Raw genomic sequence first — 23,371 nt, 5'->3', positions numbered from 1 at the left:
ACAAATCGGCGTTCGCCCAAATCCACAGGCCGCTCGATCCGGCCCGCGTGCATGAGCCATAGCCCACGCGCGCGCGACCAGCTCATCGAGCGGCCGTTCGATCGCTTACCCTTGCGGCGCAGCGCGCGCCGCAAGAGCGAAATGCTCTCCGCGGGCCAGCGCGCCGGTTTGTCAGGCTTCCGCGGCCTTGCCGTTCTGAGCGCCGGTCCCGTTGGCGCTCGCGGTGCCGTTCGCGCTGAACGCGCGCGACAGCTCGACGAAGCGGCGCTGGAGCGCCTTGGCCGGCTCGAAGGCCTTGATCAGATGCTGCAGCTGATCCTGGAACGCGGTCGCCGGTTCCATCGCCTCGGCCAGTTGCACCAACTGTTCGTGAAAGGCCGCTGCCACGCGCTCGAGCTGGCTCTGGAAGGCGCGCATCGGCTCGAAGCGGTTGGCCAGGTTCTCGAGATGGCCCTGGAAGCCCTTGATCGGCTCGAATGCCGCCGCCACGTCAGCCAGTTCATCCTGGAACGTCCGGATCGGGTCGAAGACGTTGGCCAACTGCGCCAACTGGCCCATCGGCTCCAGCACCTTTGCCAGCCGCGCGAGCGTATCCTCGGCCGACTTCATCGGGTCGAAGACCTTGGCTACTGCCTGATCGGGTTGAAGAGAAATGAATGAATCGTCCAACTCCCTGCCTCCTCCTAGTTGCAAAGCAAACTCCCAGCGTCCAGCGGACCTTGAACCCAACAGGCGCACCCTGTTCGGCGCCCAGCGCCGCGAACTCCCGAGAGCCTGGATCTCGCTTTCCAATCAGGCAGTCGCGCTTTCATCAACACCTCGCCATCGGCCCGGTGCGCCGATTTGCGGGCGCCATGCGGCTTGAATGGTTAAAGCTGATGTAAGCGGTTTCAACTTCGTGTCGATTGGAAAAGCATGATAAAGACTCGTCCCGTAAGTAACGCACTCGCATTGTCGGGGCAAGAATTTTCCAAAACACGTATCCACTGAAAGTCTTCGATCGCTGTGCGTAACGTTCCCGCGCGAGCGTGCTTGTGAGAGCGAGGCGCGGGGTTTAGACTCCGCTTCGTGGCGCCGACGCATCGACAATGGCCGCAGCTCGTTCCCGATCCCAAGGCCGTTAGCGAGAGCTTGAGCGGCGCCGCGCCGCAAAGCGCCAATTCCGCCGCCGGTTGCGAAACGAGTCCCCGCGCAACCGTCGAGAGCGGCACCGACGCGACGATCGGCCGCTTCCGCGACGCGGTCGAGAGCATCACCGAGATTCAGGTGGAGAGCATTGTCGACGAGAGCATCGTCGATAAGAGCACTGTCGAGACGATCGCGGAAACCTCGCCGCCGCAGGCGGAGCGACCGCCCGGATTGAGCGCCGATTCGAGTTTGACGGCCGAATCGAGCGCCCGATCCTCAGCGCCGCCCAGGCGGGTGGTCGCCGAAGAATTTGTCCTCGTTGACGCGCGCGGCGAGCGTCGCGCCACGCTCGCGCTCGAAGACGGCGCACCGGCGCTCGCGCTCAGCGACGCGAACGGCGGCGTGCGCGCCGCGATCCGCTTGAGCATCGACGGCGCGCCGTCGGTCGTGCTCTACGACACAAGCGGCAGGCGGCGCCTCGAGGTCGCGCTCAGGCCCGACGGCGCGGCCGGCCTCGGTTTGTACGACGAAGGAGGCGAGGGGCGCGCGGAAGTGGTGGTTTCGGGCAGCGGCGCGCCGTCGGTTTCGCTGTACGGGCCCAATGGCAAACGGCTGGCCAGGATGCCGGCCGCCCGCGAGCGCTAGGTTCCTGTTCCCGGCTTCTTCCGGAGGCTTGGGCGGGCACGAATCGCGGATCGCGTGCGCGCGCGGCTACTGGCGCGCCGGCCACTCGCGCACGTCGACGAAGTGTCCGTTCACCGCTGCTGCCGCGGCCATCGCGGGACTCACCAGATGCGTGCGTCCACCCTTGCCCTGGCGGCCTTCGAAATTGCGGTTCGAGGTGCTCGCGCAGCGCTCGCCGGGTTTCAGGATGTCGGGGTTCATCCCCAGGCACATGCTGCATCCGGATTCGCGCCACTCGAAGCCCGCGTCGAGGAAGACCCGATCGAGCCCGAGCTTTTCGGCCTCGGCCTTGACCTGCTGCGATCCCGGAACCACCATCGCCTGCACGCCCTTGGCGACCTTGCGTCCGCGCACGATGTCGGCAGCGGCGCGCAGATCGCTGATTCGCGAGTTGGTGCAGGATCCGATAAAAACGCGGTCGACGCGGATGTCCTGGATCGGCATGCCCGGCGCGAGCCCCATGTAGTCGAGCGCGCGCTCGACCGCCTGCCGCTCCGCCGCGCTCTTGAGGCTTGCCGGATCCGGCACCTTGCCGGTGACCTCGACCACCATCCCGGGATTCGTTCCCCACGTCACCTGGGGCGCGAACGATGCGGCGTCGAACGCGATGCTCTTGTCGAAGCGCGCGCCGTCGTCGGTGCGAAACCTGAGCCATCGCTCGGCCGCCCGATCGAACTCCGCGCCCGTCGGCACGAAACGCCGCCCGCGCAGGTATTCGACGGTCTTGGCGTCCGCCGCGATCATCCCGGCGCGCGCGCCCGCCTCGATCGACATGTTGCTCACCGTCATCCGCTCTTCCATCGAGAGCGCTTCGATCGCTTCGCCGCGGTACTCGATGACGTGGCCGGTGCCGCCGTCGGTGGTGATGCGTCCGATGATGCCGAGGATCAGATCCTTGGCGGTGACGCCGGGCTTAAGCCGTCCGTCGACGCGAATCTCGAGCGTCTTCGGCTTGGCCTGCCACAGGCATTGCGTCGCGAGCACGTGCTCGACCTCGCTCGTGCCGACGCCGAAGGCGAGCGAGCCCAACGCGCCGTGGGTTGCGGTATGGCTGTCGCCGCATACGATCGTCATCCCGGGCTGCGTAAGGCCGAGCTCGGGCCCGATGACGTGGACGATGCCCTGTTCGGGCGCGCCGAGGTCGAACAGGCGCACGCCGAACTCCTGGCAGTTGCGGCGCATCATTTCGATCTGCGCCTTCGAATCGAGGTCGGCGATCGGCTTGGTGCGATCGGTGGTCGGAACGTTGTGGTCCTGGGTGCCGAAGGTGCGGTCGAGCGCGCGCACCTTGCGCCCGCTGTTGCGGAGCGCTTCGAAGGCCTGCGGCGAAGTGACCTCGTGCACCAGATGCAGATCGATATAGAGCAGCGCGGGTTCGCCCAGTTGCTCGCGGACCACGTGAGTCTGCCAGATTTTTTCGAAAAGCGTCTCAGCCGCCATGACGGGAACCAGCCTCTTCTCGGGATAAATGCTGAGCCTAGCATTATGATGCTGAGCCGCGCGCCGTCAAATACCGGCGGCGAATGGCGATTACCGCGCGCTCGCAGTGAGGACTCAAGCTCCTGAACAGGCCACGGCACACTTGATGCTCCTCTGCCGCGGCGAATGATGTCTTCGCGAAGGAGCTGATCATGCAACCGCACAAACTTACGAACTTTGTCGTACTTCTCAGTGCGATGATGCTGGCAGGTGTCGCCAGCATCGGACTTGGCCTTTCCCTGCGCTTCAGCATGGTTACTGGAACCCTGCTGGTCATGTGTTCCGTGGTAGGGACCGGTCTGGCGGGAGCGCTGATCCTTTACCGGTACGGGATGGTTGCCTCAAGCACGGGACAGGCGGTGCCCCATCAAGAAACGCACTGATTCGTGAGTGAGACATCGGATATCTCCCGAATTCGGACATCCTGGCTAAAAAAATGCCGTGGACGCCGCGATCAAGACTCCGATGATCGGCGGCTCAACGCTCGAGCCGCTGTTTCTGTCGTGCTTGGCTTGCGATTGTTGCCGCGAACTGAAGCCGGACGTGTCGGTGCGGTCCGGACTCCATCCGGTTGACGACAGCCATCGGAGGACCGAACATGAATTCCGGGGTGTGCTGTGCGACGGATGTCTTGCCAGTTCGCGCGCGAGCGGATCCAAGGAGCGTTGCTGGCTGCTCCGGCAGCTGACGCGGCCCGGGCTTCGCGCCGTGCGCCGCAAATAGCCGTCAGCGGTTCAGCCGCAGGACCTACGTTAGCAGGACCTACTTTATCCGGCGTGTGGGCGCGGCGCGTTCCGCATGGGCGAGTCCGCGCGTGACCGCTTCTTCGCCGAAGCGCTCGGCAACCTGGTCGAGCGCGCGGTTCAGCCGATCGCGGCGCGCGTCGTGCGCCGGCGCCGCGCCGAACAGGGCGAGTTGTGCGGTCTCGGCGTCGCGCACCAGGTTGTGCACCTGGACGCCGGCGAGCCTCACCCGCTCGCGTTCGCTCACGCGCGCAAGCATCGCGCGCGCGACGCGCGAGATTTCGGCGCCGTCGTCGGTTGGCGCCTCCAGGGACTGGCTGCGCGTGAGGATCGGGTAGCGGCCCTGCCCAAGTGGCCGCGCGAGTTTGAGCTTGAGCGTCACGGTGCGCGCGCGGACCCGGTCGGCGCGAAGCCGCCGCCCGAGCGCATCGGCGTGCGCGATAAGCACGCGCGCGAGGTCTATCGACTCGAGCGCGAGGTCGTGCTCGAACGTGCTTTCTTCGCCGTAGGATTTGCGTTCGCCGTTGCCGACGACCGCACGCGGATCGTGTCCGAGCGCGAGTTCGTGCAGATGCGGCCCCATTGCGCCGAACATCGCGCGCAGCTTCGCGGCGTCGGCGCGCGCGAGATCGCCCACCGTGGCGATTCCCACCTGATTCATCCGCGTGAGCGTCATTCTTCCGACGCCCCACAGCCGCTCGACCGGCAGCGGACTTAGAAAATCGACGAGGCCCTCCGGCCCGACTATCTGGAGACCGTCAGGCTTGGAAAGATCGCTCAGAATTTTTGCCGCCATTTTGGTCGGCGCGATTCCGACCGACACCACGAGGCCGGTCGCCTCGCGCACGCGGCGCTTGAGCGCGTCCCCGGCCTCGGTCGGCGAGGCGAACAGGCGATGCGTCCCGGTGAGATCGAGAAAGGCTTCGTCGAGCGAGAGCGGTTCGACGATCGGGCTGAACTCGTCGAAAACGGCGCGCACCGCGCGCGAGATTTCCGCGTAACGCGCCATCCGTCCGGGCACGAAGACGCCGTTAGGGCATAGCCGATGCGCTTCGTGCGCGGGCATCGCCGAGCGCACTCCGAAGCGGCGCGCTTCGTACGAAGCCGAGGTCACGACGCCGCGCCGGCTGCGCGCGCCGACGATCACCGGCAGGCCGCGCAGCGCGGGATTGTCCAGTTGCTCGACCGACGCGTAAAACGCGTCCATGTCGGCGTGCGCGATTACGCGCGGCCACGATGCCGCGCCACCGGGAGTCATCCTGATGCTCGCGCCGGCGCTCGCGCCCGCCCGAGCTCCGAAAAAACCGTCTGTGCCGCGCGCTCGCCGCTTAGCACGCAGTCGGGAATTCCGACGCCGCGCAGCGCCGCGCCCGCAAGCTCGAGTCCGGGCAAGGCGGCCGCCGCGCGCTCGATTTCCGCCACGCGTCCATGATGCCCCACCGCATACTGCGGCATCGAATCGGGCCATCGGCAGACGTGCGACCACAGCGGCGCCACCTCGGCGCCGAGCAGCGCACGAAACTCCTCGCGCACGACTGCGACCATCGCGGCGTCGTCGAGCGCCATCAGTTCGCTTTGCATCGCGCCGCCGACGAACCCGCGCACCAGGATCGTCCCGGCCGGCGCGCGGCCCTCGTACTTGAGGCTGGTGAAACTGCAGGCGATGATTCTGCGATGCTCGAGTGCGGGGACGACGAAGCCGAAGCCGCGCGGCGCGCGCGGAAGGTCGCCTTCGCGATACGCCAGGTTGACCACCGCCGCCGACGCGTAGCCGATCGCCGCGAGCGCGCGCGCAAGCGGGGATGCGCACGTTTCGAAGAGCGGCGCGGCGCGATAGGCCGGCAGTGCGCAAATCACCGCGTCAGCCTCCAGCGCGGCTCCGTCGGCCATCGCCACGCGCCATCGCGTCCCGCGCCCGTCTGCGCCGCCTGCTATCCGCTCGAGCGCGACGACTTCGACCCCGCGCCGCACGCGCTCGCCCAGCCTTTGCGCGAGCGCCTCGACCAGGGTGCCGACTCCGCCGCGAAGGCTCGCGAACAGGCTCCATCGCGCCCCGCTGGTGCCGCCGGGCGCGGCGCTCTGCTTGCGCGCCGCCGCCCGCAATCCGCGGATCAAGCTGCCGTAGCGCGCTTCCATTTCGGCAAAGCGCGGCAGCGTCGCCTTAAGGCTGAGCCTGGCCGGGTCGGCGGTGTAGATTCCGCCGGCCAGCGGCTGCGCGATTCTGTCGAGCACCTCGCGGCCGAGGCGGCGCGTAACGAATGACGCGAGGCTTTCGTCGCGATCGCCGCGGCGGCGCGGAATCACCGGTTCGATCATCACCCGCAGCTTGCCGAGCGGAGAGAGCAGCGGACTTTTAAGCATCGGCAGCATCCGCGCCGGCGCGAGCAGCGAGAAGCCTTCGGGAATTTCAACCAGCTCGCCGCGGCGCACGACGTAGGTTCGGCGGAACTCGGCGCACGTCGCGATCAGGTCGTCTTCGAGGCCGACGCGGCGCGCGAGGTCCAGCGCCCAGGGCTTTTCGGTAAGGAACGAGTCGGCGCCCGCCTCGGCGATGAAGTCCCGCTCGCGGATCGTATAGAGCGGGCCGCCAAGGCGCGCGCTGCGCTCGAGCAGCGTGACCTCGAGCGGCGCTTCATGCCGGGCCGACAATTCCAGCAGTCGAAATGCGGCGCTGAGCCCGCCGATTCCGCCGCCGAGAATCGCGATTCGCGGTGCGCCGCCCTGAGCCATCCCGCCCTGCCGCTCCCGCCGGGTCAGGCGAGCATGCGCTCGCGAATCAGCGCGGCGATCATCTCGATGAACTGCGGATGCTCGCCGACGGTCGCCGCTCGCACCATCGTCACGCCCGCTTCGCGCGCCACGCGCGCCGCCTCGACGTCGAGGTCGTACAGCACTTCGACGTGATCGCAGATGAAGCCGACCGGCGCGATCACCGCCGCCCGGCCCTCGATTCCGCAGAGCACATCGCATACGTCGGGCTCGAGCCACGGATCGCGCGGATTGCCGCTCCGGCTTTGAAAGGCGAGCCTCCATTCGCGCCGGTCGAGGCGCCGCGCGATCAACTCCGCGGATTCGCGCAGCTGCTCGACGTATGGGCTCGCCGACGCCATCGCGGCCGGGATGCTGTGCGCGGTGAAGATGAGAATCGCGCGCGCGCGCGCGGCGGGCTCGAGGCGCGCGAGCGCGTCGGCGACACGGTCGGCCGCTGCCTCGATGAAAAGCGGGTGCGCGTGCCATTCGCGGAGGTAGTCGATCGCCGGCGCCGCTGGGCCGACACGTGCGCGCGCGTCCTCGACGTTTCGCAGGTAGCGGTCCCAGCTGGCTTCGCAGCGATGGGCCGCGAGCACGAATCCGAGCGCGCGCCGCACCGCGGCGCGGCCAAGCTCGGCGAGAGCGTCGTCGAGCCACGGCGACGTATTGCGCATCCCGAGCATGACCGGAATCTCCACCCCCCCGCGCGCGAGCCGCTCGCGCAGCGCTGCCGCCTGGCGCCCGGTTATTTCGTTGAACGGCGAACGCCCGCCAATCGCTTCGTAATGATGTACGACTTCCTCGTAACGCTCGCGTGGAATCGGCCGTCCCGCGGTCACGCGGTCGAGGAACGGGCGAATCTCGGCGAGACTGGCTGGTCCGCCGAAACCTATCATCAGCACTGCGCCGTATCGGTCCTGAGCGTTCACTTGCGGCTCATCTCGTGCACCGCGTCGACCAGCGCGCGCACGTGGTCGACCGGCGTCTCGGGTAGGATACCGTGGCCTAGATTGAAGATATGGCCGGGGCGTCCGGCCGCGCGATCGAGGATCGCCCGCACGCGCCGGCGAATCTCGGGGATGTCCGCGAAGAGTGCGACCGGGTCGAGATTGCCTTGCACGCCAACGTCGTAACCAAGGCGCGCCCACGCCTCGCCCAGATCGACGCGCCAATCGAGTCCGATAACGTCGCCGCCCGCATCGCGCATCAGCTCCAGCAGATTTCCGGTTCCGGTGCCGAAGTGAATCACCGGTACGCCCGGGCGCAGCGCCGAGATCACGGCCGCGGTGTGCGGTAGGACAAAATGGCGATAGTCGTCGGGTCCGAGCGTGCCGACCCAACTGTCGAATAGCTGCACCATCTCGGCGCCCGCCGCTATCTGCATGTTGAGATAATCCACGGTGGCGAGCGCCAGCATTCCCATCAGGCGATCCCACGTCGCGGGCTCGGTGTACATCATGGTCTTGGTCGCCTGGTACTGGCGCGAGCCGCCGCCCTCGATGAGATAGGACGCAAGCGTGAAGGGCGCGCCGGCGAATCCGATGAGCGGTGCGCGATCGCCGAGCGCGCGGCGCGTCATCCGGATCGCCTCGCCGACAAAAGCCAGTTCGCCGGCGGCGTCGATCGGCGCGATCCGATCGAGATCGGCAACCGAGCGCACCGGCCGCTGGATCGTTGGGCCGCCATCTTTTTCGTACTGCAGCCCGACGCCCATCGGAATTAGCGGCAGCAGGATGTCGGCGAAGATGATCGCGGCGTCGACGCCCAGGCGTTCGACCGCGGTGACCGTGACCTCGGCGGCGATCTCCGGCCGCCGGCACATCTCGAGAAAATCGTGCTGCGCGCGTACGCGGCGATATTCCGGCATGTACCGCCCCGCCTGGCGCATCAGCCACACGGGAGTATAGGGCGCGGGCTTGCGCCTGCACGCGAGCATCATCGGATGGCCGTCGAGCGGCGGCGCTGATGCGGCTCGGGCTTCGGCTCGAGGCGTCATCTGCAGATCATGCTCGCGCAGATCTTTCTCGTGTAAAACATTCGCGTTCGCGAATTACTTGGGACGCATTGTGTCACGCGCTTATCTTGGCGCGCCGCGAGCGGCCAAGTCCACGGGGCCGCGGACCGGCGTTGGCTTTCTTCGCTTCCGTCCCGTTGCTATAGGGTTCGCGGGGGACCGCGGCCTGCAAGCGCGCCGCAAGTGCGCGCGCTCAAGGGCGACAAATTCATCAGGGGTCAGAGAATGAAACAGGGAATGTGCCTTGTCTTTGCGGCAGGGTTGTTAGCCGCTGCCGCCGCCGCGCTGATGCCGGCCGCATCGTCGCGTGGCGACACGACGCCGGCTTCGGCACCGGCCGGAGCTTCAGCAAAGCCGGCCGCTCCCACGATTGCGCTCTACGCGGGCCTCGGCCCGGTGCATCATCCGGTCACCACCGCGTCTCCGCTTGCGCAGAAGTACTTCGACCAGGGCCTCGCCTTCACCTACGGGTTCAACCATGACGAGGCGGAACGCTCGTTCGAGCAGGCGGCGCAGCTCGATCCGCAGATGGCGATGGCATATTGGGGAGTCGCGCTTGTGCTGGGGCCGAATTACAACCTGCCGGGAGACCCGGTGCGCGGTAAGAAGGCGCACGACGCGGTCGCGCGAGCGCAGACGCTCAAGTCCGGCGCTTCACCCGAGGAGCGCGATTTGATCGACGCGCTGTCGCAGCGCTACGGCGCCAATGGGGAAGGCTCGCCCGCCCAGGACCAGGCATACGCAAACGCGATGCGCGCGGTGGCGCACAAGTACCCTGAGGATCTCGACGTGCAGACGCTGTTCGCGGAATCGCTGATGGATTTGCATCCGTGGCGTCTGTGGAGCGTCGACGGCAAGCCCGGTCCCGACACGCTCGAGATCGTGGCCACGCTGGAAACCGTGCTCAAGAAGGATCCTAACCACATCGGCGCGAACCACTATTACATCCACGCGGTCGAGGCCTCGCCCGATCCCGCGCGTGCGATGGCAAGTGCGGATCGACTGGGCGCGCTCGCGCCCGCCTCGGGCCACCTGGTGCACATGCCCTCGCACATCTACGTGCGCACCGGCCGCTTTCACGACGCCGCCGAGGTCAACGCACGCGCCATCAAGGCGGACAACGCGTTCTTTGCCAGGACCAGCGAGAGCGGCGTCTATCCGCTGATGTACTACACTCACAACATTCACTTCCTCTGCTACTCGCAGATGATGGAGGGACGAAAGCGCGAGGCGCTCGCGAGCGCCCGCCTGCTCGAGACCAAGGTGCCGCTCGACGCGGTGCGCGGGATGCCGATGGCGGAGTTCCTGGTGCCGATGCCGTACTTCGTCGAAGTCCGTTTCGGGATGTGGGATGAAGTCCTCAGGGAGCCCAAGCCGCCCACGGACTTGCCGTTCACGAGCGCGATGTGGCACTACGCGCGGGCGCTGGCATACAGCGCCAAGGGAAAGCGCGCTGAGGCCATAAGCGAGCACAAGCAACTCGAAGCGACGGCGGCGGCGATCGCGCCAGACCGGCCGCTCGGCACCAGTAATCGCGCGAAGAACGTCGCGGAAGTTGCGGTAATCGTCGTTGCCGGCGAGATCGCCGCGGCGCGCGGCGATCGCAAGGGCGCCGCCGCCAAGCTTGCTGATGCCGTCCGCCTGCAGGACGCGCTGATCTACGAGGAGCCGCCGATCTGGTACTTCCCGGTGCGCGAATCGCTCGGCGCCCAACTGCTGGCGATGGGCCGGACGCAGGAGGCGGAGGCGGTCTACCGCGAAGATTTGAAAATGAACCCCGGCAATCCCCGCTCACTGTACGGACTCGCCCAATGCCTTAGCGCCGAGGGCAAGACCGCCGAGGCCGCAAAGACGCGCGAGCAGTTCCGCAAGGCCTGGCGCTTTGCCGACAGCAATCCGACTCCGTTGCCCTCGTCGGCGAGTCGCGGCCGCGGCTAGTCCGCAACGCGGCTATAGGTATAGTCGCCAGCGCGGCGATCTCATTTAGCCGATAGACGCGGCCCGCCGATGCCGGCGGTCGTGCGCGCTTGCCGCGAATTGTCCATCGGCCGCTCCGTTTTACGCCCGGAGCGGGCTGTGTTAGCTCTGGCGGCAGAGGGTGGCGCTTTCGATGAGTCAGCAACTGATTACGGTCGGCCGGGAGGACGGAATCGCGACGGTTACGCTCAACCGTCCGGAAAAGCTCAACGCGCTCAACCGCGAGATGCGGGGGGCGTTTTGCCGCGCAATGCAGGAGCTTGGCGCCGACCCTGCCGTAGCCGTGGTGATCCTGACCGGGGCCGGGCGCGCATTCTCGGCCGGGCTCGACCTCACCGAACTTGGCGCCGAGGGGCTCCGCGAGACCGGCGGCGTAACCTTCATCTCGGTGGTCGAGCGGATGGAAGCGCCGGTAATCGCGGCGGTCAATGGCTACGCCGTCACCGGCGGTTTCGAACTGGCGCTCGCTTGCGACATCATCATCGCCTCGGAAACGGCGCAGTTCGCCGACACGCACGCGCGGGTCGGCGTGATGCCGGGCGGCGGGATGTCGGCGCGGCTGCCGCGCGCGGTCGGCGTGCGCAAGGCCAAGGAACTGTCGCTGACGGGGAACTATCTGAATGCGCGCGATGCCGAGCGGCTCGGTCTGGTCAACCGCGTGGTGCCGGCCGATCAACTGATGACAGCCGCGGGCGAACTGGCGCGCCAAATCCAGGGTGCAGACCAGCGCGTCGTGCGCCAGGTGAAGCGGTTGATCAACCTCGCGACCGAGGCCCCGCTCGGCGACGGCCTGCGGATCGAGCAGGACTTTTTCCGCGCCTTCAACTTAAGCCGCAATTTCCAGGGCGTGGCGGACCGCCGCGCCGCCGTGGTTGAGCGCGGACGCTCGCAGGCCCGCCGCTGACGGCGGCGAGCGGTCCCCGGAAAGGACGTATGATGTTCAGACGGCTTTCGGTTCCCGCGGCGATCTTTCCGTCGATGGTCTTTTCGATGATCTTTGCGGTTGCTCTGGCGCTCACGGCGCTGGGGACCCTAGGCGCGAATCAGCTCGCCGCAGCGGCCGACGCCGGCATGCCCGCTAATGGCGAGGTTCCGCCCCAGGTCTCCCAGGCGATTACAGGCGCGATCAATTCGCCGGATCGTCCGGCGGCCGACAAGCAACTGGACGCGTCGCGCCACCCCGAGCAGATCGTGGCGTTTTTCGGAATCGCGCCCGGGATGAAGGTTGCCGACCTCTGGGCCGGGGGCGGTTATACGACCGAGTTGCTGGCGCGCGTGGTGGGACCGAACGGAAAGGTTTACTCGCAGAACGGTCCGTTCCCGCCGGCCTTCAAAAAGGGCGAGGAGGCGTGGAAGGCGCGGCTCCAGGAGCCCGGGATGAGCAACGTGGTCGAGCTTTCCAAGCCCTTCGACAAGCCCGATGCCATACTGCCGGTGCCGCCCGAATCGCTCGACGCCGTGATCATCGACATGAACTACCATGACCTGGTGGGGCGCGGTTACGATCGCACCAAAATAAACGCGGCGGTATTCAGGGCACTTAAGCCGGGCGGCGTTTACGGCGTGATCGACAACAGCGCCGTTGCGGGCTCGGGCGCGCGCGACGCCAAGACGCTGCATCGTATCGACGAAGCCTTCGAGACCAATGAGATCAAGCAGGCCGGCTTCAGACTGGCCGCGGCTTCCGCGGTGCTGCGCAAGCCCAAGGACGACCGCACCTGGTTCGTGATGAAGCATCGCGGCGAGCAGGACCGCTTCGTGCTGAAATTCGTCAAGCCGCCGGGCGCCGCGGGCGTCGGCGCAGGACTACCGCACTGAGCGCCGGGGGCAGATACGGATATCTTCCGCGCAACGCGATATATGGCTATATGTGAATGGTTATGATTCGACAGGCGAGGTGACACTATGAGAACCGGGTACATGCTGCTGTTCCAGAACGCGCATCAGGGGCTATCGGACGCCGAGATGGTGCGTCAGGAGATGCGAATCGCGGAGCTTGCGGAGCCGCTCGGCTTCGACACCATCTGGAGCGCCGAGCATCACTTCGACTCCTATTCCGAGCTGCCCGACAATTTCCAGGTGCTCACCTACCTGGCTGGGCGCACCAGCAAAATCCATCTCGGCACTGCGGCCGTGATTCTGCCGTGGAACGATCCTCTGCGGGTAGCCGAGAAAGTCTCGATGCTCGACGCGCTCTGCAACGGCCGCTTCATCCTGGGCTTGGGGCGCGGGCTTGCGCGGATGGAGTACCGGATTTTCAATATCGACATGAATGAATCGCGCGAGCGCTTCAACGAGTCGGCAAAAATGATCCTCGAGGCGCTGCGCACGGGCTATATGGAAGGCAACGGGCGCTACTACAAGCAGGTGCGCACCGAGATCAAGCCGCGCCCCGAGCGTCCGTTTGACGCACGCCTGTATGGTGTCGCGATGTCGCCCGACTCGGCGCCGATCGTGGGCGAGCTCGGCGGCCGCATGATGTTCTTCGTGCAGTTCAGCATCGAACAGCATCTGCCCGGCATCGAGATGTATCGCGAGGCCTTCCGCAAGCATCAGCATCGGCCGGCGCCGCCGCCGCTCGCGATCGATTTCACCTACTGCGACCGCGACGCCGGACGCGCCGAAGAGCTGGCCCGCCGCCATATCGCCGGCTACTACCTCTCGGTGATCAAACACTACGAGTTCAACGACGACTATCACTCCAGGCTCAAGGGCTACGAGAATTACGCCAACGCGAGCCAGATCCTGCGCGAGACCGGGTTGGAGAAGGCCGCCGAAACGTTCGCGATGGAGCAGGCGTGGGGCACGCCGCAGCAGCTGCTCGACAAGCTCGAACGCCGGCGCGCCAAGATCGGCGATTTCGAATGGAACGTCTGTACGAGCTACGCCGGCCTGCCGTTCAAGGACGCCGAATCGAGCATGCGGCTGATTGCCAAGGAGGTCCTGCCCGAGGTTAGAAGCTGGGGCGAAGACAGCTTCGAGCCGCTGCGCGCCTCGGCGTAACGCAAAGAACGCGCGATCGCGAAGGCCCGCGACGGCTCGAAAGCCGCTGCGGGCCTTTTTCTTTTTCGTATCGGAGCGAAGGCCGTTACTTGCCCATCCGGCGTAACTGGCGCGGCGTGAGCACCCACAGCAGTCGCGCGCCGCGGCGCTCGATGCCGTCGGCAAGGTCGAGCGCAATCATTCCCGTTTTCTTGAGGTCGAAGCTCACGCTGTTGGCCGACCCGGTCAGCAGCAGCGAAGCGATACCGCTCAGTCCCGGTTCGTGTCCGACGAGCACAAGATTGTCGTGCCGCGCATAGGGCTTGAGCGCGGCGACGGTCTCGGCTGGCGACGCTCCGGTGGAGAGCGCCGCGCAAGTCTCCGGCGCCGGTCCGCCCGGGTACGCGGCGGCGACGAGTTCCGCGGTTTCAGCGGCGCGCGGCAGGGGGCTTGAAAGGATCGCGTCGAACTTGATACCCAAGGCTCGCATCCCGGCCGCCGCTTCGCGCACTTTTTCTCGGCCGCGGGCGGTCAGCCGGCGCGCGCCGTCGTCGCCGCCCCCCGGCGGTTCGTTCTCGGCCGATCCGTGGCGCAGAATATAGAGCGTCATGACACGCGGGCTATCCGACTAGCCCTTGCGCGCCTGCGCGAGCGGGCGCGCCGACGGAGCGGGCGAGGGACCGTCAGCTTGCGGCTGGAAGCCGTTGTGCGCGCGGCGGAGATAATCCGACACGTGCGCGCGGATCTCGCTCTGAATCTTGCTGATCGATTCGCGGGCGTCGATGGTGACGAAGCCGAAATCGCGCGCGAGGCGGCGGTACTCCTCGATGATGCGCCGCTGATAGTTCTGGAACGAGTCGAAGATGTCGCTCGACAGCGCCAGATGCATCCCGGACTCCCAGTAGTCCATCCCTTTGCCGCGGAGCACGCGCGGCACCAGCGTATCGACGTCGATTTCCAGATACAGGACGAGGTCCGGCACCAGCGCCATCCCGAAGACTTCGTGAGTCCACTCCGGGTCGGTGCCCATCACGGCGTTGCGCGCAAAGGCGGTGTACATGTAGCGGTCGGCGATCACCACGAAGCCGGCTTGCAGCGCGGGCAGAATCTCGTGCTCCAACCGGTCGGCGAAATCGGCGGCGTAGAGCAGGCTGAAGGTGATCGGCGTGAGCTGATGGCCGGCTTTGGCGTCCGCGATCGTGGCCGAGAGCAGCGGCGAGCGCGTCCATCCGGTATTGCTGACCGCATGGCCCTCAAGCTCGAGCCATCCGCGCAGCAACTCGACCTGGGTCGAGCGGCCGACGCCGTCGGTGCCTTCGATCACGATGAGATGGCCGGGCAGCGGCTTCTCGTCGAGATAGGGCAAGCCGTGGCCGTGCCATCGTTTGGCGCGCGATGGTCTAATGGCCATGCGAGTTGCCATGATGGACGCGTGCGCGCTGCTCGTCGTATTCGCGCAGGATTTCCCCGGTCATCCGCCGCACGACCTTCTGTTGGCCGGCGATGTCGTGATTGGCGTCGATGACCCGGAGGTCGAATTCCTCGGCCAGCCGGTCATAGTTCTCCAGCACGCGTCCCTGAAAAAGGCGGAAGCTTTCCGCGAGATCGGTCGACAGCCCGAGATCCATCCCGGCCTCGTAATACTTGAGCTTGGCGCGGCCGGCCAGCAGGCGCTCGAGCGAAACGTCGATCGGCACGCGGAAAAAGAACGTAAGATCGGGGCGCGGCGCGAAGCGATAAACGCTGCGTACCCAATCGGGATGCACGCCGCGCGCGACGTCGCGCGCGAACGCGGTATAAACGTAGCGATCGGCGAGCACGATCATCCCGGCGCGCAGCGGCGGGAGAATCTGGTAGATGAAGCGGTCGGCAAAGTCGACCGCGTGTAGCAGGCTGAACGTGCTCGGCGTGAGCAGATTGCGCCGCTTGCCGCGGCGCATCGAGTTGCGCACCAGGCGCGAAGAGTTCCACTCGGTGAAGTACACCGGGTAACCGCGCGCCCGCAGCCATCGCTCCAGAAGTTTCAGTTGAGTCGATTTTCCCGAGCCGTCGATTCCTTCGACCGCGATGAGGCGTCCCGGGTAGGGATGGGGCGAGCTCAGCAGGGTGTGGCGATGAGCCCTTAGCGTCCGCGCCGCGCCGTCGCCCGTCTCGGCCGAGCCGTTCGTCCCCGCGCCGGCTTCGATCGGACCATTGCCGGCCGTGCGCGCCGCGCCATTGCCCGCTTCGGAGGAGCCGTTCGTCCTCGCGCCTGCTTCGATCGAACCACAGCCCGCCGCGCTCGCTTGGGCCGAACCGTGGACCGCCGGGCGCGCGGCGATCGAACCTTTTGCCGGTGCTTCCGCCGTTTGACCGTTACCTGACGGTTCAGCAGCCTCGACAGCAGGTCCGATCTTCTCTCGCACGTCCATAGCTCAAGGTCTGCCCGTCCATCTGCGGCATCGACTGTGATGGTGAAGCGGTCCGGCGAACGTCTGATGGTTATATCTTTAACCACACTGAAGTGACTTCGGTCCAGCGCATCGGCCAACCGCAGGATCGCCGCGATCGAACGGACCAAATAGCGTTTTGCCGGATTGAGTGAGCGGAACTCCGGCGAGTCGAGACGGGCCGAAGGCTTGCGATGACCGCGCGCTGCCTGCGCGATGATTTCGATCTCGAGCGGATCGAAGCCCAAAAGCTCGGCGTTCTTGACCAGGTAATAGGTGTGCCGATTGTGGCGGTCGTGGTCGATGACGCGTCCGATGTCGTGAAGCAGCGCCGCGTGTTCCAGCAGCTCGCGCGACTGCGGGCCCGCCTTGAGCAGCGGCGCGGCCGCGTCGAAAATCTTTAACGCGAGGCGTGCAACCTGGGGCCCGTGCCCGTTGAGCGCGCCGAAGCGCCGGGCCAGCGCGCTCACCGAGCGCCGCCGCGCCTCGATCGTGCGGCGTCCGCGCGCGCCCGCCTTCACCATGCTCAGCAGGATGCCTTCGCGCAGCGCCCAGGTGCATGCGACGAGTTCGGGCGCGGCCGCGTGTTCCAGCACAAAGTCCGTCAGTACCGCTGCCGCCGGTATCAGGTCGGCGCGCTTGGGGTCGGCGCCTGGCAGCTCCGCGCGCTCGTCGGCGGACAGCTTGAGCAGGCGGTTGCGCAGCCAGGTCACGTCGGTCGCCGGGATGCTCAGACCGTGCAGCCTGTCCTGCTCGCCGTCGCGGGCCACCCGCGCCATCGCGACCAGCGCATTGATGGTCCCCGACGTGCCGATCGCCTGCACCACCTCGGCCCGGCGCGCCTTGCGCAGCAGCGCGTCGAGCTTGCGATGGAGGTGTTCTTCGAGTTTGCGCACTTCGGCCGGTTCGGGCGGATCGGAAGTGAGAAAGCGCTCGGTCAGCCGAGCGACGCCGAGCGGCAAACTTTCCATCCATAGCGCTTCGCCGTCACGCACCAGCACCAGCTCGACGCTCCCGCCGCCGATGTCGATCAGCAGGTAGGGCCCACCCTCGAGGCCGAACGCGTGACGGGCGGCGCTGAAGATGAACTGCGCCTCCTCGGCGCCCGAGATAATTTCAACTTTAAGGCCGGTCTCGCGCCGGATGCGCGCGATAAAGGCTTCACGGTTGTGTGCCTCGCGCACTGCGCTGGTCGCGACTGCGCGAATCCGATCGACCCGCCGGACCTTGGCCAGATGCGCGAAATTCTTGAGTGCGCGCACCGCCAGCTCCATCGGTTCTCGCGCGAGCTTGCCGCTGGTGAACGCACGGCGGCCGAGCCGCACCATCTCCTTGACCCGGTCGATGACCTCGAAATGGCCGTCGCGGCGCACGTCGGCGATCACCATGTGCACCGAGTTGGAACCGACATCAATGGCGGCCAAGCGCATAATCAAAGGCTATGCCGCGTTGGAACGATTGTCACCATAGCCAAACCTGATCGCTTCACAGGCCGCGCGGCGCGTCGCAAGCAGGCTGTGGAAAGCGCGCGGCGAGCCGGCGCGCCTTTTCAATCGATGTCCTCCTGGGGCATAGTTGTGGCGCTTGGGGGAGCACAGTCGCGGAGGGCTGGGCTGTCGATGGGCAAATCGGACGACAACATCGGCGCCGCCGTAATCTCTTCAGCGCGTAGCCCAGCCCGCCGGATACGGCTTTCGCCCGGGTAATCCCTGCGTGGCCGGCGCCATCTCGAATTCCGCTGCCGAAGAGCATCCGATCGCTACGCACAAGTGGCTCGTCGCGCTCGCGGTGATGCTCGGCACCGTGCTCGAAGTGCTTGACACCTCGATCGTCAACGTCTCGCTGCCGCACATGCAGGGCAGCTTCTCGGCCAGCGTGGACGAAATCGCCTGGGTAGTCACCAGTTACCTCGCCGCCAACGGCATCATGATTCCGATGACCGGATGGATTTCCGCGCGTTTTGGCCGCAAGCGCTATTTCATGACCTCGGTCGGGACCTTCGTGGCGGCGTCGGCGGCATGCGGTGCTGCAGGCTCGCTCGGACAGATGGTGCTGTTCCGGCTTATGCAGGGCGCCGCGGGCGCCGCGATGCTGCCCTCCTCGCAGGCGATCCTGATGGAGACCTTCGCACCCGAGGAGCAGCAGATGGCGATGGCGACGTGGGGCGTGGGGCTGATGATCGCGCCGATCATGGGGCCGACGCTCGGCGGCTGGATTACCGACAACTGGAACTGGCGCTGGAACTTTTTCATCAACATACCGATCGGAATCGTCGCCCTCGCGATGGTCTATGCGTTCGTGTATGACCCGCCCTATCTGCGCCAGCGCCGCAAAAGCGGCGGGCGCGTGGACTACGTCGGCATCGCCTGCCTGGTGGTCGGCCTCGGCCTCGCGCAGATCGTGCTCGACCGCGGACAGCGCGCAGACTGGTTTGCCTCGAACTGGGTGGTGATGGCGACGGGGGGCGCGGCGCTCGCGTTTGCGACCCTGGTGATCAACGAACTGAAGGTTGCCCATCCGATCGTCGATCTGCGGATTCTCAAGGACCGTGTCTTTTCGGTGTCGGTTTTTCTGATGGTGGTGCTGAGCGCGACGCTGTGGGGTACGGGCCTGCTCATGCCGGTCTTTTTGCAGGAGCTGATGGGATATACGGCGTGGCGCGCGGGCTTGATGATGGTGCCGCGAGCGATGGCCGCGATGTTCTCGATGTTCGCGGTGGGGCAGTTGGCGCGGCTGCGGGTCGATACGCGCCCAATGATCGGAGTGGGATTCCTGTTTTCGGCGATCGGGCTTTGGTGGATGGCGCAATGGAACCTCGACGTCAGCGCGCGAGTCGTCGCGCTCGACAGCGTGATGCTGGGCAGCGGGCTTGGGATTTTGTTTCCGGTGCTCGCGGCGGTGGGGTTCTCGGGCATCAAGCGCGAAAGGATGGGCGACGCGGCGAGCCTGTTCAACCTGATGCGCAACACCGGGGCCGCGATGGGCATCTCGTATCTCACCAACATGCTGGTAAACTATGAGCAGGTGCATCAGTCGCGGCTGGTCGAACATCTGTCGGTGTTCGAAGCGTGGCGCCTGGGCGAGCGAGGCGCGTCGATGCCGGGCAGTCCGCAGTTCGATTTCCTCGGTCAGTTGATCTCGGGCCAGAAACAGGGCCTCGGCAGAATGTACGCAATGGTGACCGCGCAATCCTCGATTCTGTCGTTCGATGATCTTTACAGGATCCTGGCGGCGCTGATGCTCGCGATGGTCCCGATGTTTCTCTGCCTAAGGCGCGGGCAGGCCGCGCCGGCGCGCGGCAATTCTCCGCTCCAGGCTGAGATCGAATCTCAGGTAATGGCCGCGCACGCCGAGTAGCGCCGCCCGATGGAAGCCGCAGTTCAGAGCGGCGCCGCGCACGCCGAGTCGGCCGCGTCCTCCCACAAGTGGCTGGTTGCGCTCGCCGTGATGCTCGGCACCACGCTCGAGGTGCTCGACACCTCGATCGTCAACGTTTCGCTGCCGCATATGCAGGGCAGCTTCTCCGCCAGCGTCGACGAAATCGCATGGGTGCTGACCAGCTACCTGGTCGCCAACGGCATCATGATCCCGATGACCGGATGGATCTCGTCGCGCTTCGGCCGCAAACGCTACTTCATGATTTCGGTCTCGGTCTTCGTGGTCGCTTCGGCACTGTGCGGCGCCGCGGCCTCGCTCGATCAGATGGTAATTTTCCGCCTCATACAGGGCGCCGCAGGCGCCGCGATGGTGCCGTCGTCGCAGGCCATCCTGATGGAAACCTTTCCGCCGGCCGAGCAGCAGCTCGCGATGGCGACGTGGGGCGTGGGCCTGATGGTCGCGCCGATCATGGGGCCGACGCTCGGCGGCTGGATCACCGACAACTGGAACTGGCGATGGAATTTCTACATCAACGTGCCGATCGGAATCGTCGCCTTCCTGATGGTCTCGGCGTTCGTGCACGATCCGCCCTTCCTGCGCCAGCATCGCGCGCGCGGCGGCAAGGTCGATTACCTGGGGATCGCCTGCCTGGTGGTTGGGCTCGGCGCGATGCAGATCGTGCTCGACCGCGGCCAGCGGGCCGACTGGTTCGCTTCGTCCTGGGTGGTCTGGACCAGCCTGCTGAGCGCGGCCGCGATGGCGGTCCTCGCGATCAACGAATTGCGCATCTCCGACCCGATCCTCGATTTGCGGATCCTCAGGATCAAAGTTTTCAGCGTCGGACTGGTGCTGATCGTCGCGATGAGCTCGGTGCTCTACGGCACCGGCCTGCTCATGCCGATCTTCCTGCAGGAGCTGATGGGCTACACCGCATGGAAGGCCGGATTGGTGCTGGCGCCGCGAGGACTCGCGACAATGTTATCGATGATCGTGATCGGACAGATTGCGCGCCGCGGCTTCGACACCCGCCCGCTGGTCGGAATCGGATTCGTGCTGATGACGATCGGGCTCTGGACGATGTCAGGCTGGGATCTCGAGGTCAGCCTGTGGGTCGTCGTCATCCCGAGCATCGTGATGGGTCTCGGCATGGGCATGATCTTTCCCACGCTCTCGGCGAGTTCGCTCGCGGTCGTGGCGCGCGAGAAGATCGGCTACGCCGCGAGCCTCTACAACATGATGCGCAACACCGGCGCCGCGATCGGAATCGCCTACATGACCACGATGCTGGTCGATCACGAGCAGATCCACCAGTCGCGCCTGACCGAGCATCTCTCGGTCTTCGACGCCTGGAAGCTCAGCGAGAGCGGGCCGCGCATGCCGGGCGCACCGACCTTCCATTACCTGCCGCAGATGATAACCGGACAGCATCAGGGCTTCGGCGTGATCTACAACGCGATCCAGGCGCAGGCCGCGATCCTCTCCTTTAACGACATCTATCGCATACTTGCGACGGTCATGGCGCTGATGATACCGGGCTTCTTGCTCTTGCGCAGAGGCCACCGCGCCGCCGGCCCCTCCGCCGCGCACTAGGCTAGACGGCTTCGGCCAATCGCCACGATTGCCTTCTCAGTCGGCCATGTTTGCGAGCGCGTCCTTGAACGCGTCCAGCGCGAAATCGTCGAACAGAACTATCTCGACTCGTTCGACAGGCTCGACGCGCTCGACCGGCGCGTATTGCGCGGGCGGCGCCGCGCCGCGCAAATGGCCGCGAATCTCCTCCAGCATCGCAACGGCGCATCGCTCGATCGGAAAACCGGCGATGCCGGTGCCGATGGCCGGAAACGCGATCGATTTAATTCCGTGCTCGGCCGCGCGTCTGAGCGAATTGCGCGTCGAAGCGCGCAGCGCCGCCTCGCTCGTGCGCCCGCCGAGCTTCATCGAGGCCGCGTGGATGACATAGCGCGCGCGCAGATTGCCGGCGCCGGTGATCGCCGCCTCGCCGATCGGAATCGGTCCAAGTTTGTCGCACTCGGCCTGGATCGACGAGCCACCCTTCGTGCGGATCGCGCCCGCTACGCCGCCGCCCAGGATGAGGTCGTTGTTGGCCGCGTTGACGATCGCATCGACCGCCGCTTCCGTGAGATCGCCCTTACGCAGCACCACTCTCGAGCGCCATCCGTGGTCCATTGTGCAGATCTCCTTGTGCGCCGGGATAAACCGGCAGGTGTTGTGAATGCAAGAGTCACACGTTAAAGGGCCAGGGACCCATGACGGCCCCGAGTCATGCGGAGCTTTCCGGGAGGGAAGCGTCGAAGCGTTGACAGGGGTACGTGCGGGCCGGGTATTCAGCCGCGAAAGAAACTTGCTTCGGGATGCTGACGCTGTAAGGAGAAGCGGAAGGCAATACCGAACGCATCGCCAGCGCGAGGTGCGGTTGGGTCCCGCGCGGTCAGAGACCCCGTGCACGTACGGAAACACCTCGCGCGAGAACCGGGAGATCCTGTGCCCGCCCACTGCTGATGGGGCGGCGGGACGCGTCGGGAAGTCCAAGGACGTACGCCGACGATGAACGAGCACAGGAAGTCGGACGGTCCGGTAGTACCGCTGAAGTCGCCGAACAAGGCCGGGCAACCGGCGGCGGAGGAGATGGAGGGAAGCGGACCGGCCAAGGGGAATCCGCTCAAGCAAAACGCGCCCCGGACCCAGCGCCGGCAAGGCGCGCAAAGTGCGCTTGCGCGGGTACGTCTGGCGGCGGCCAGAGATAGGAGGATGCGGTTCACTGCGCTCCTGCACCACATCTACGACCTGCATACCCTGCAGGCGGCCTACTTGGCGCTCAAGCGAGACGCCGCCGCAGGGTGGATGGCGAGACGTGGCGGAGCTACGGCGAGCGACTGGAGGAAAATCTCCAAGACCTCGCTGATAGGCTCAGGCGTGGAGCGTACCGAGGCAAGCCGGTGCGCAGGGTGTACATCGCCAAGGCGGACGGGCGGCAGCGGCCGCTTGGAGTGACGACGCTGGAAGACAAGGTCGTGCAGCGCGCCACGGTCGAGGTGCTCAACGCCATCTACGAAACCGACTTCCTTGGCTTTTCGTACGGGTTCCGGCCCGGACGCAGCCAGCACAACGCGCTGGACGCGCTCTACGCCGGATTGCTGACGAAGAAGGTGAACTGGGTGCTCGACCTGGACATCCGTGGCTTCTTTGATTCCATCGACCACGGCTGGCTTAAGAAGTTCGTCGAGCACCGGATTGCGGACCGGCGCGTGGTGCGGCTCATCCAGAAATGGTTGAACGCCGGCGTGCTGGAGGATGGGAAGCGAAGGCGAGTAGAAGAAGGGACTCCGCAGGGTAGTAGCGTTTCGCCGCTGCTCGCGAACGTCTATCTCCACTACGCGTTCGACCTGTGGGTCCGGGTGTGGCGCCGCAAGTACGCAAGCGGCGACGTGATTGTCATCAGGTTCGCCGATGACATCGTGCTCGGATTCCAGGAGCGGTCCGATGCCGAGCGGTTCCTTAAAGAACTGGCCGAACGAATGCGCAAGTTCGCACTGGAACTGCACCCCGACAAGACCCGCCTGCTGGAGTTCGGCCCGTTTGCGGCCAAGAACCGACAGCGACGCGGCGAGGGGAGGCCCGAGACGTTCGACTTTCTCGGCTTCAGTGCATATCTGCGGGAAGAAGAGAAGCAACGGAATGTTCACAGTGCTCAGGCAGACGATACGCAAAAGGCTGCAAGCCAAGCTGAGCGAGGTGAAAGCCGAACTCAAGCGGCGCATGCACCGTCCCATCCCGGAGCAGGGCAG

The 23,371-nt window shown here is 66.0% G+C and carries 21 protein-coding genes; 10 read left to right on the top strand and 11 right to left on the bottom strand.

Features of this window, described 5'->3' with window-relative positions; translation table 11 throughout:
- Window positions 1–171: 171 nt before the first annotated feature.
- Window positions 172–669: a hypothetical protein gene (locus tag VMI09_08775; protein HTQ24777.1), complete on the bottom strand. Its 498-nt coding sequence runs from the start codon at window positions 667–669 to the stop codon at window positions 172–174.
- Between the two features lie 399 nt (window positions 670–1,068).
- Between VMI09_08775 and VMI09_08770 the strand changes: the two genes are divergently transcribed.
- On the top strand, window positions 1,069–1,773 hold the full coding sequence (locus VMI09_08770) for a hypothetical protein (protein HTQ24776.1): 705 nt from the start codon (window positions 1,069–1,071) through the stop codon (window positions 1,771–1,773).
- A gap of 66 nt (window positions 1,774–1,839) precedes the next feature.
- On the opposite strand, the gene leuC is transcribed toward VMI09_08770, so the two are convergent.
- The gene (gene leuC, locus VMI09_08765) at window positions 1,840–3,252 is read right to left on the bottom strand and encodes a 3-isopropylmalate dehydratase large subunit (GenBank protein HTQ24775.1); all 1,413 of its coding nucleotides are present in this window, start codon (window positions 3,250–3,252) and stop codon (window positions 1,840–1,842) included.
- A 191-nt stretch (window positions 3,253–3,443) separates the two neighbouring features.
- Here leuC and VMI09_08760 point away from each other — a divergent pair, with 191 nt between their 5' ends.
- Window positions 3,444–3,674, top strand: a complete 231-nt coding sequence (locus tag VMI09_08760) for a hypothetical protein (protein ID HTQ24774.1) — start codon at window positions 3,444–3,446, stop codon at window positions 3,672–3,674.
- A 58-nt stretch (window positions 3,675–3,732) separates the two neighbouring features.
- Window positions 3,733–4,014 carry a hypothetical protein gene (locus VMI09_08755; GenBank protein HTQ24773.1) on the top strand — a complete coding sequence of 94 codons (282 nt, stop codon included), beginning with the start codon at window positions 3,733–3,735 and terminating at the stop codon, window positions 4,012–4,014.
- A gap of 39 nt (window positions 4,015–4,053) precedes the next feature.
- On the opposite strand, the gene dinB is transcribed toward VMI09_08755, so the two are convergent.
- From dinB to hemE, 4 genes are read right to left on the bottom strand one after another with little or no spacing between them, the layout of a single operon-like run.
- A complete protein-coding gene (gene dinB / locus VMI09_08750; GenBank protein HTQ24772.1) occupies window positions 4,054–5,292 on the bottom strand; it encodes a DNA polymerase IV in 1,239 nt (412 codons plus the stop codon).
- On the bottom strand, window positions 5,289–6,764 hold the full coding sequence (gene hemG / locus VMI09_08745; GenBank protein HTQ24771.1) for a protoporphyrinogen oxidase: 1,476 nt from the start codon (window positions 6,762–6,764) through the stop codon (window positions 5,289–5,291). The genes dinB and hemG overlap by 4 nt, the downstream gene beginning before the upstream one ends.
- A gap of 23 nt (window positions 6,765–6,787) precedes the next feature.
- Window positions 6,788–7,714 carry a ferrochelatase gene (hemH, locus tag VMI09_08740; GenBank protein HTQ24770.1) on the bottom strand — a complete coding sequence of 309 codons (927 nt, stop codon included), beginning with the start codon at window positions 7,712–7,714 and terminating at the stop codon, window positions 6,788–6,790.
- A complete protein-coding gene (gene hemE / locus VMI09_08735; GenBank protein ID HTQ24769.1) occupies window positions 7,711–8,781 on the bottom strand; it encodes a uroporphyrinogen decarboxylase in 1,071 nt (356 codons plus the stop codon). Before hemE ends, hemH begins: the two co-directional genes overlap by 4 nt.
- 243 nt (window positions 8,782–9,024) lie before the next feature.
- Here hemE and VMI09_08730 point away from each other — a divergent pair, with 243 nt between their 5' ends.
- The 4 genes from VMI09_08730 to VMI09_08715 all read left to right on the top strand — a co-directional run bounded on the left by VMI09_08730 (window position 9,025) and on the right by VMI09_08715 (window position 13,779).
- The gene (locus VMI09_08730) at window positions 9,025–10,737 is read left to right on the top strand and encodes a tetratricopeptide repeat protein (GenBank protein ID HTQ24768.1); all 1,713 of its coding nucleotides are present in this window, start codon (window positions 9,025–9,027) and stop codon (window positions 10,735–10,737) included.
- 172 nt (window positions 10,738–10,909) lie between these two features.
- Window positions 10,910–11,680 carry an enoyl-CoA hydratase gene (locus VMI09_08725; protein ID HTQ24767.1) on the top strand — a complete coding sequence of 257 codons (771 nt, stop codon included), beginning with the start codon at window positions 10,910–10,912 and terminating at the stop codon, window positions 11,678–11,680.
- A gap of 29 nt (window positions 11,681–11,709) precedes the next feature.
- Entirely contained in the window at window positions 11,710–12,594 is an 885-nt protein-coding gene (locus tag VMI09_08720) for a hypothetical protein (protein ID HTQ24766.1), read from the top strand.
- 87 nt (window positions 12,595–12,681) lie between these two features.
- Window positions 12,682–13,779 (top strand): LLM class flavin-dependent oxidoreductase, encoded by a 1,098-nt coding sequence (locus VMI09_08715; GenBank protein ID HTQ24765.1) that lies wholly within the window; start codon window positions 12,682–12,684, stop codon window positions 13,777–13,779.
- An 85-nt stretch (window positions 13,780–13,864) separates the two neighbouring features.
- On the opposite strand, the gene sixA is transcribed toward VMI09_08715, so the two are convergent.
- The 4 genes from sixA to VMI09_08695 form a co-directional block, all read right to left on the bottom strand.
- Window positions 13,865–14,368, bottom strand: coding sequence for a phosphohistidine phosphatase SixA (gene sixA / locus VMI09_08710; protein ID HTQ24764.1), 504 nt, complete (start codon window positions 14,366–14,368; stop codon window positions 13,865–13,867).
- Between the two features lie 18 nt (window positions 14,369–14,386).
- Window positions 14,387–15,169: a thymidylate kinase gene (locus tag VMI09_08705; GenBank protein ID HTQ24763.1), complete on the bottom strand. Its 783-nt coding sequence runs from the start codon at window positions 15,167–15,169 to the stop codon at window positions 14,387–14,389.
- On the bottom strand, window positions 15,159–15,812 hold the full coding sequence (locus VMI09_08700; GenBank protein HTQ24762.1) for a hypothetical protein: 654 nt from the start codon (window positions 15,810–15,812) through the stop codon (window positions 15,159–15,161). The genes VMI09_08705 and VMI09_08700 overlap by 11 nt, the downstream gene beginning before the upstream one ends.
- 68 nt (window positions 15,813–15,880) lie before the next feature.
- Entirely contained in the window at window positions 15,881–17,611 is a 1,731-nt protein-coding gene (locus tag VMI09_08695) for a Ppx/GppA phosphatase family protein (GenBank protein ID HTQ24761.1), read from the bottom strand.
- Window positions 17,612–17,900: 289 nt separating this feature from the next.
- Here VMI09_08695 and VMI09_08690 point away from each other — a divergent pair, with 289 nt between their 5' ends.
- Together VMI09_08690 and VMI09_08685 are read left to right on the top strand one after the other, a co-directional pair.
- On the top strand, window positions 17,901–19,544 hold the full coding sequence (locus VMI09_08690) for a DHA2 family efflux MFS transporter permease subunit (GenBank protein ID HTQ24760.1): 1,644 nt from the start codon (window positions 17,901–17,903) through the stop codon (window positions 19,542–19,544).
- 9 nt (window positions 19,545–19,553) lie between these two features.
- A complete protein-coding gene (locus VMI09_08685) occupies window positions 19,554–21,155 on the top strand; it encodes a DHA2 family efflux MFS transporter permease subunit (protein HTQ24759.1) in 1,602 nt (533 codons plus the stop codon).
- 36 nt (window positions 21,156–21,191) lie between these two features.
- Here the strand turns inward: VMI09_08685 and VMI09_08680 are convergent, their stop codons facing one another.
- Window positions 21,192–21,752 carry a macro domain-containing protein gene (locus VMI09_08680; GenBank protein HTQ24758.1) on the bottom strand — a complete coding sequence of 187 codons (561 nt, stop codon included), beginning with the start codon at window positions 21,750–21,752 and terminating at the stop codon, window positions 21,192–21,194.
- Window positions 21,753–22,423: 671 nt separating this feature from the next.
- On the opposite strand from VMI09_08680, the gene ltrA reads away from it, so the two are divergent.
- Window positions 22,424–23,371: group II intron reverse transcriptase/maturase (gene ltrA / locus VMI09_08675; protein HTQ24757.1), on the top strand; the 948-nt coding region annotated here is incomplete at its 3' end.

This window comes from Candidatus Binataceae bacterium (assembly GCA_035500095.1).
Taxonomy (GTDB): domain Bacteria; phylum Desulfobacterota; class Binatia; order Binatales; family Binataceae; genus JAKAVN01.
The sequence above is the reverse complement of the archived record's forward strand: the minus strand, read 5'-3'. Positions and strand labels throughout refer to the sequence as shown.

What these genes read in the sequence shown, in the direction of transcription:
- leuC (HTQ24775.1), bottom strand. Translation starts at nt 3,252, where the DNA reads ATGGCGGCTGAGACGCTTTTCGAAAAAATCTGGCAGACTCACGTGGTC.
- VMI09_08760 (HTQ24774.1), top strand. Translation starts at nt 3,444, where the DNA reads ATGCAACCGCACAAACTTACGAACTTTGTCGTACTTCTCAGTGCGATG.
- dinB (HTQ24772.1), bottom strand. Translation starts at nt 5,292, where the DNA reads ATGACTCCCGGTGGCGCGGCATCGTGGCCGCGCGTAATCGCGCACGCC.
- hemG (HTQ24771.1), bottom strand. Translation starts at nt 6,764, where the DNA reads ATGGCTCAGGGCGGCGCACCGCGAATCGCGATTCTCGGCGGCGGAATC.
- hemE (HTQ24769.1), bottom strand. Translation starts at nt 8,781, where the DNA reads ATGACGCCTCGAGCCGAAGCCCGAGCCGCATCAGCGCCGCCGCTCGAC.
- VMI09_08730 (HTQ24768.1), top strand. Translation starts at nt 9,025, where the DNA reads ATGAAACAGGGAATGTGCCTTGTCTTTGCGGCAGGGTTGTTAGCCGCT.
- VMI09_08725 (HTQ24767.1), top strand. Translation starts at nt 10,910, where the DNA reads ATGAGTCAGCAACTGATTACGGTCGGCCGGGAGGACGGAATCGCGACG.
- VMI09_08720 (HTQ24766.1), top strand. Translation starts at nt 11,710, where the DNA reads ATGATGTTCAGACGGCTTTCGGTTCCCGCGGCGATCTTTCCGTCGATG.
- VMI09_08715 (HTQ24765.1), top strand. Translation starts at nt 12,682, where the DNA reads ATGAGAACCGGGTACATGCTGCTGTTCCAGAACGCGCATCAGGGGCTA.
- sixA (HTQ24764.1), bottom strand. Translation starts at nt 14,368, where the DNA reads ATGACGCTCTATATTCTGCGCCACGGATCGGCCGAGAACGAACCGCCG.
- VMI09_08705 (HTQ24763.1), bottom strand. Translation starts at nt 15,169, where the DNA reads ATGGCCATTAGACCATCGCGCGCCAAACGATGGCACGGCCACGGCTTG.
- VMI09_08685 (HTQ24759.1), top strand. Translation starts at nt 19,554, where the DNA reads ATGGAAGCCGCAGTTCAGAGCGGCGCCGCGCACGCCGAGTCGGCCGCG.
- VMI09_08680 (HTQ24758.1), bottom strand. Translation starts at nt 21,752, where the DNA reads ATGGACCACGGATGGCGCTCGAGAGTGGTGCTGCGTAAGGGCGATCTC.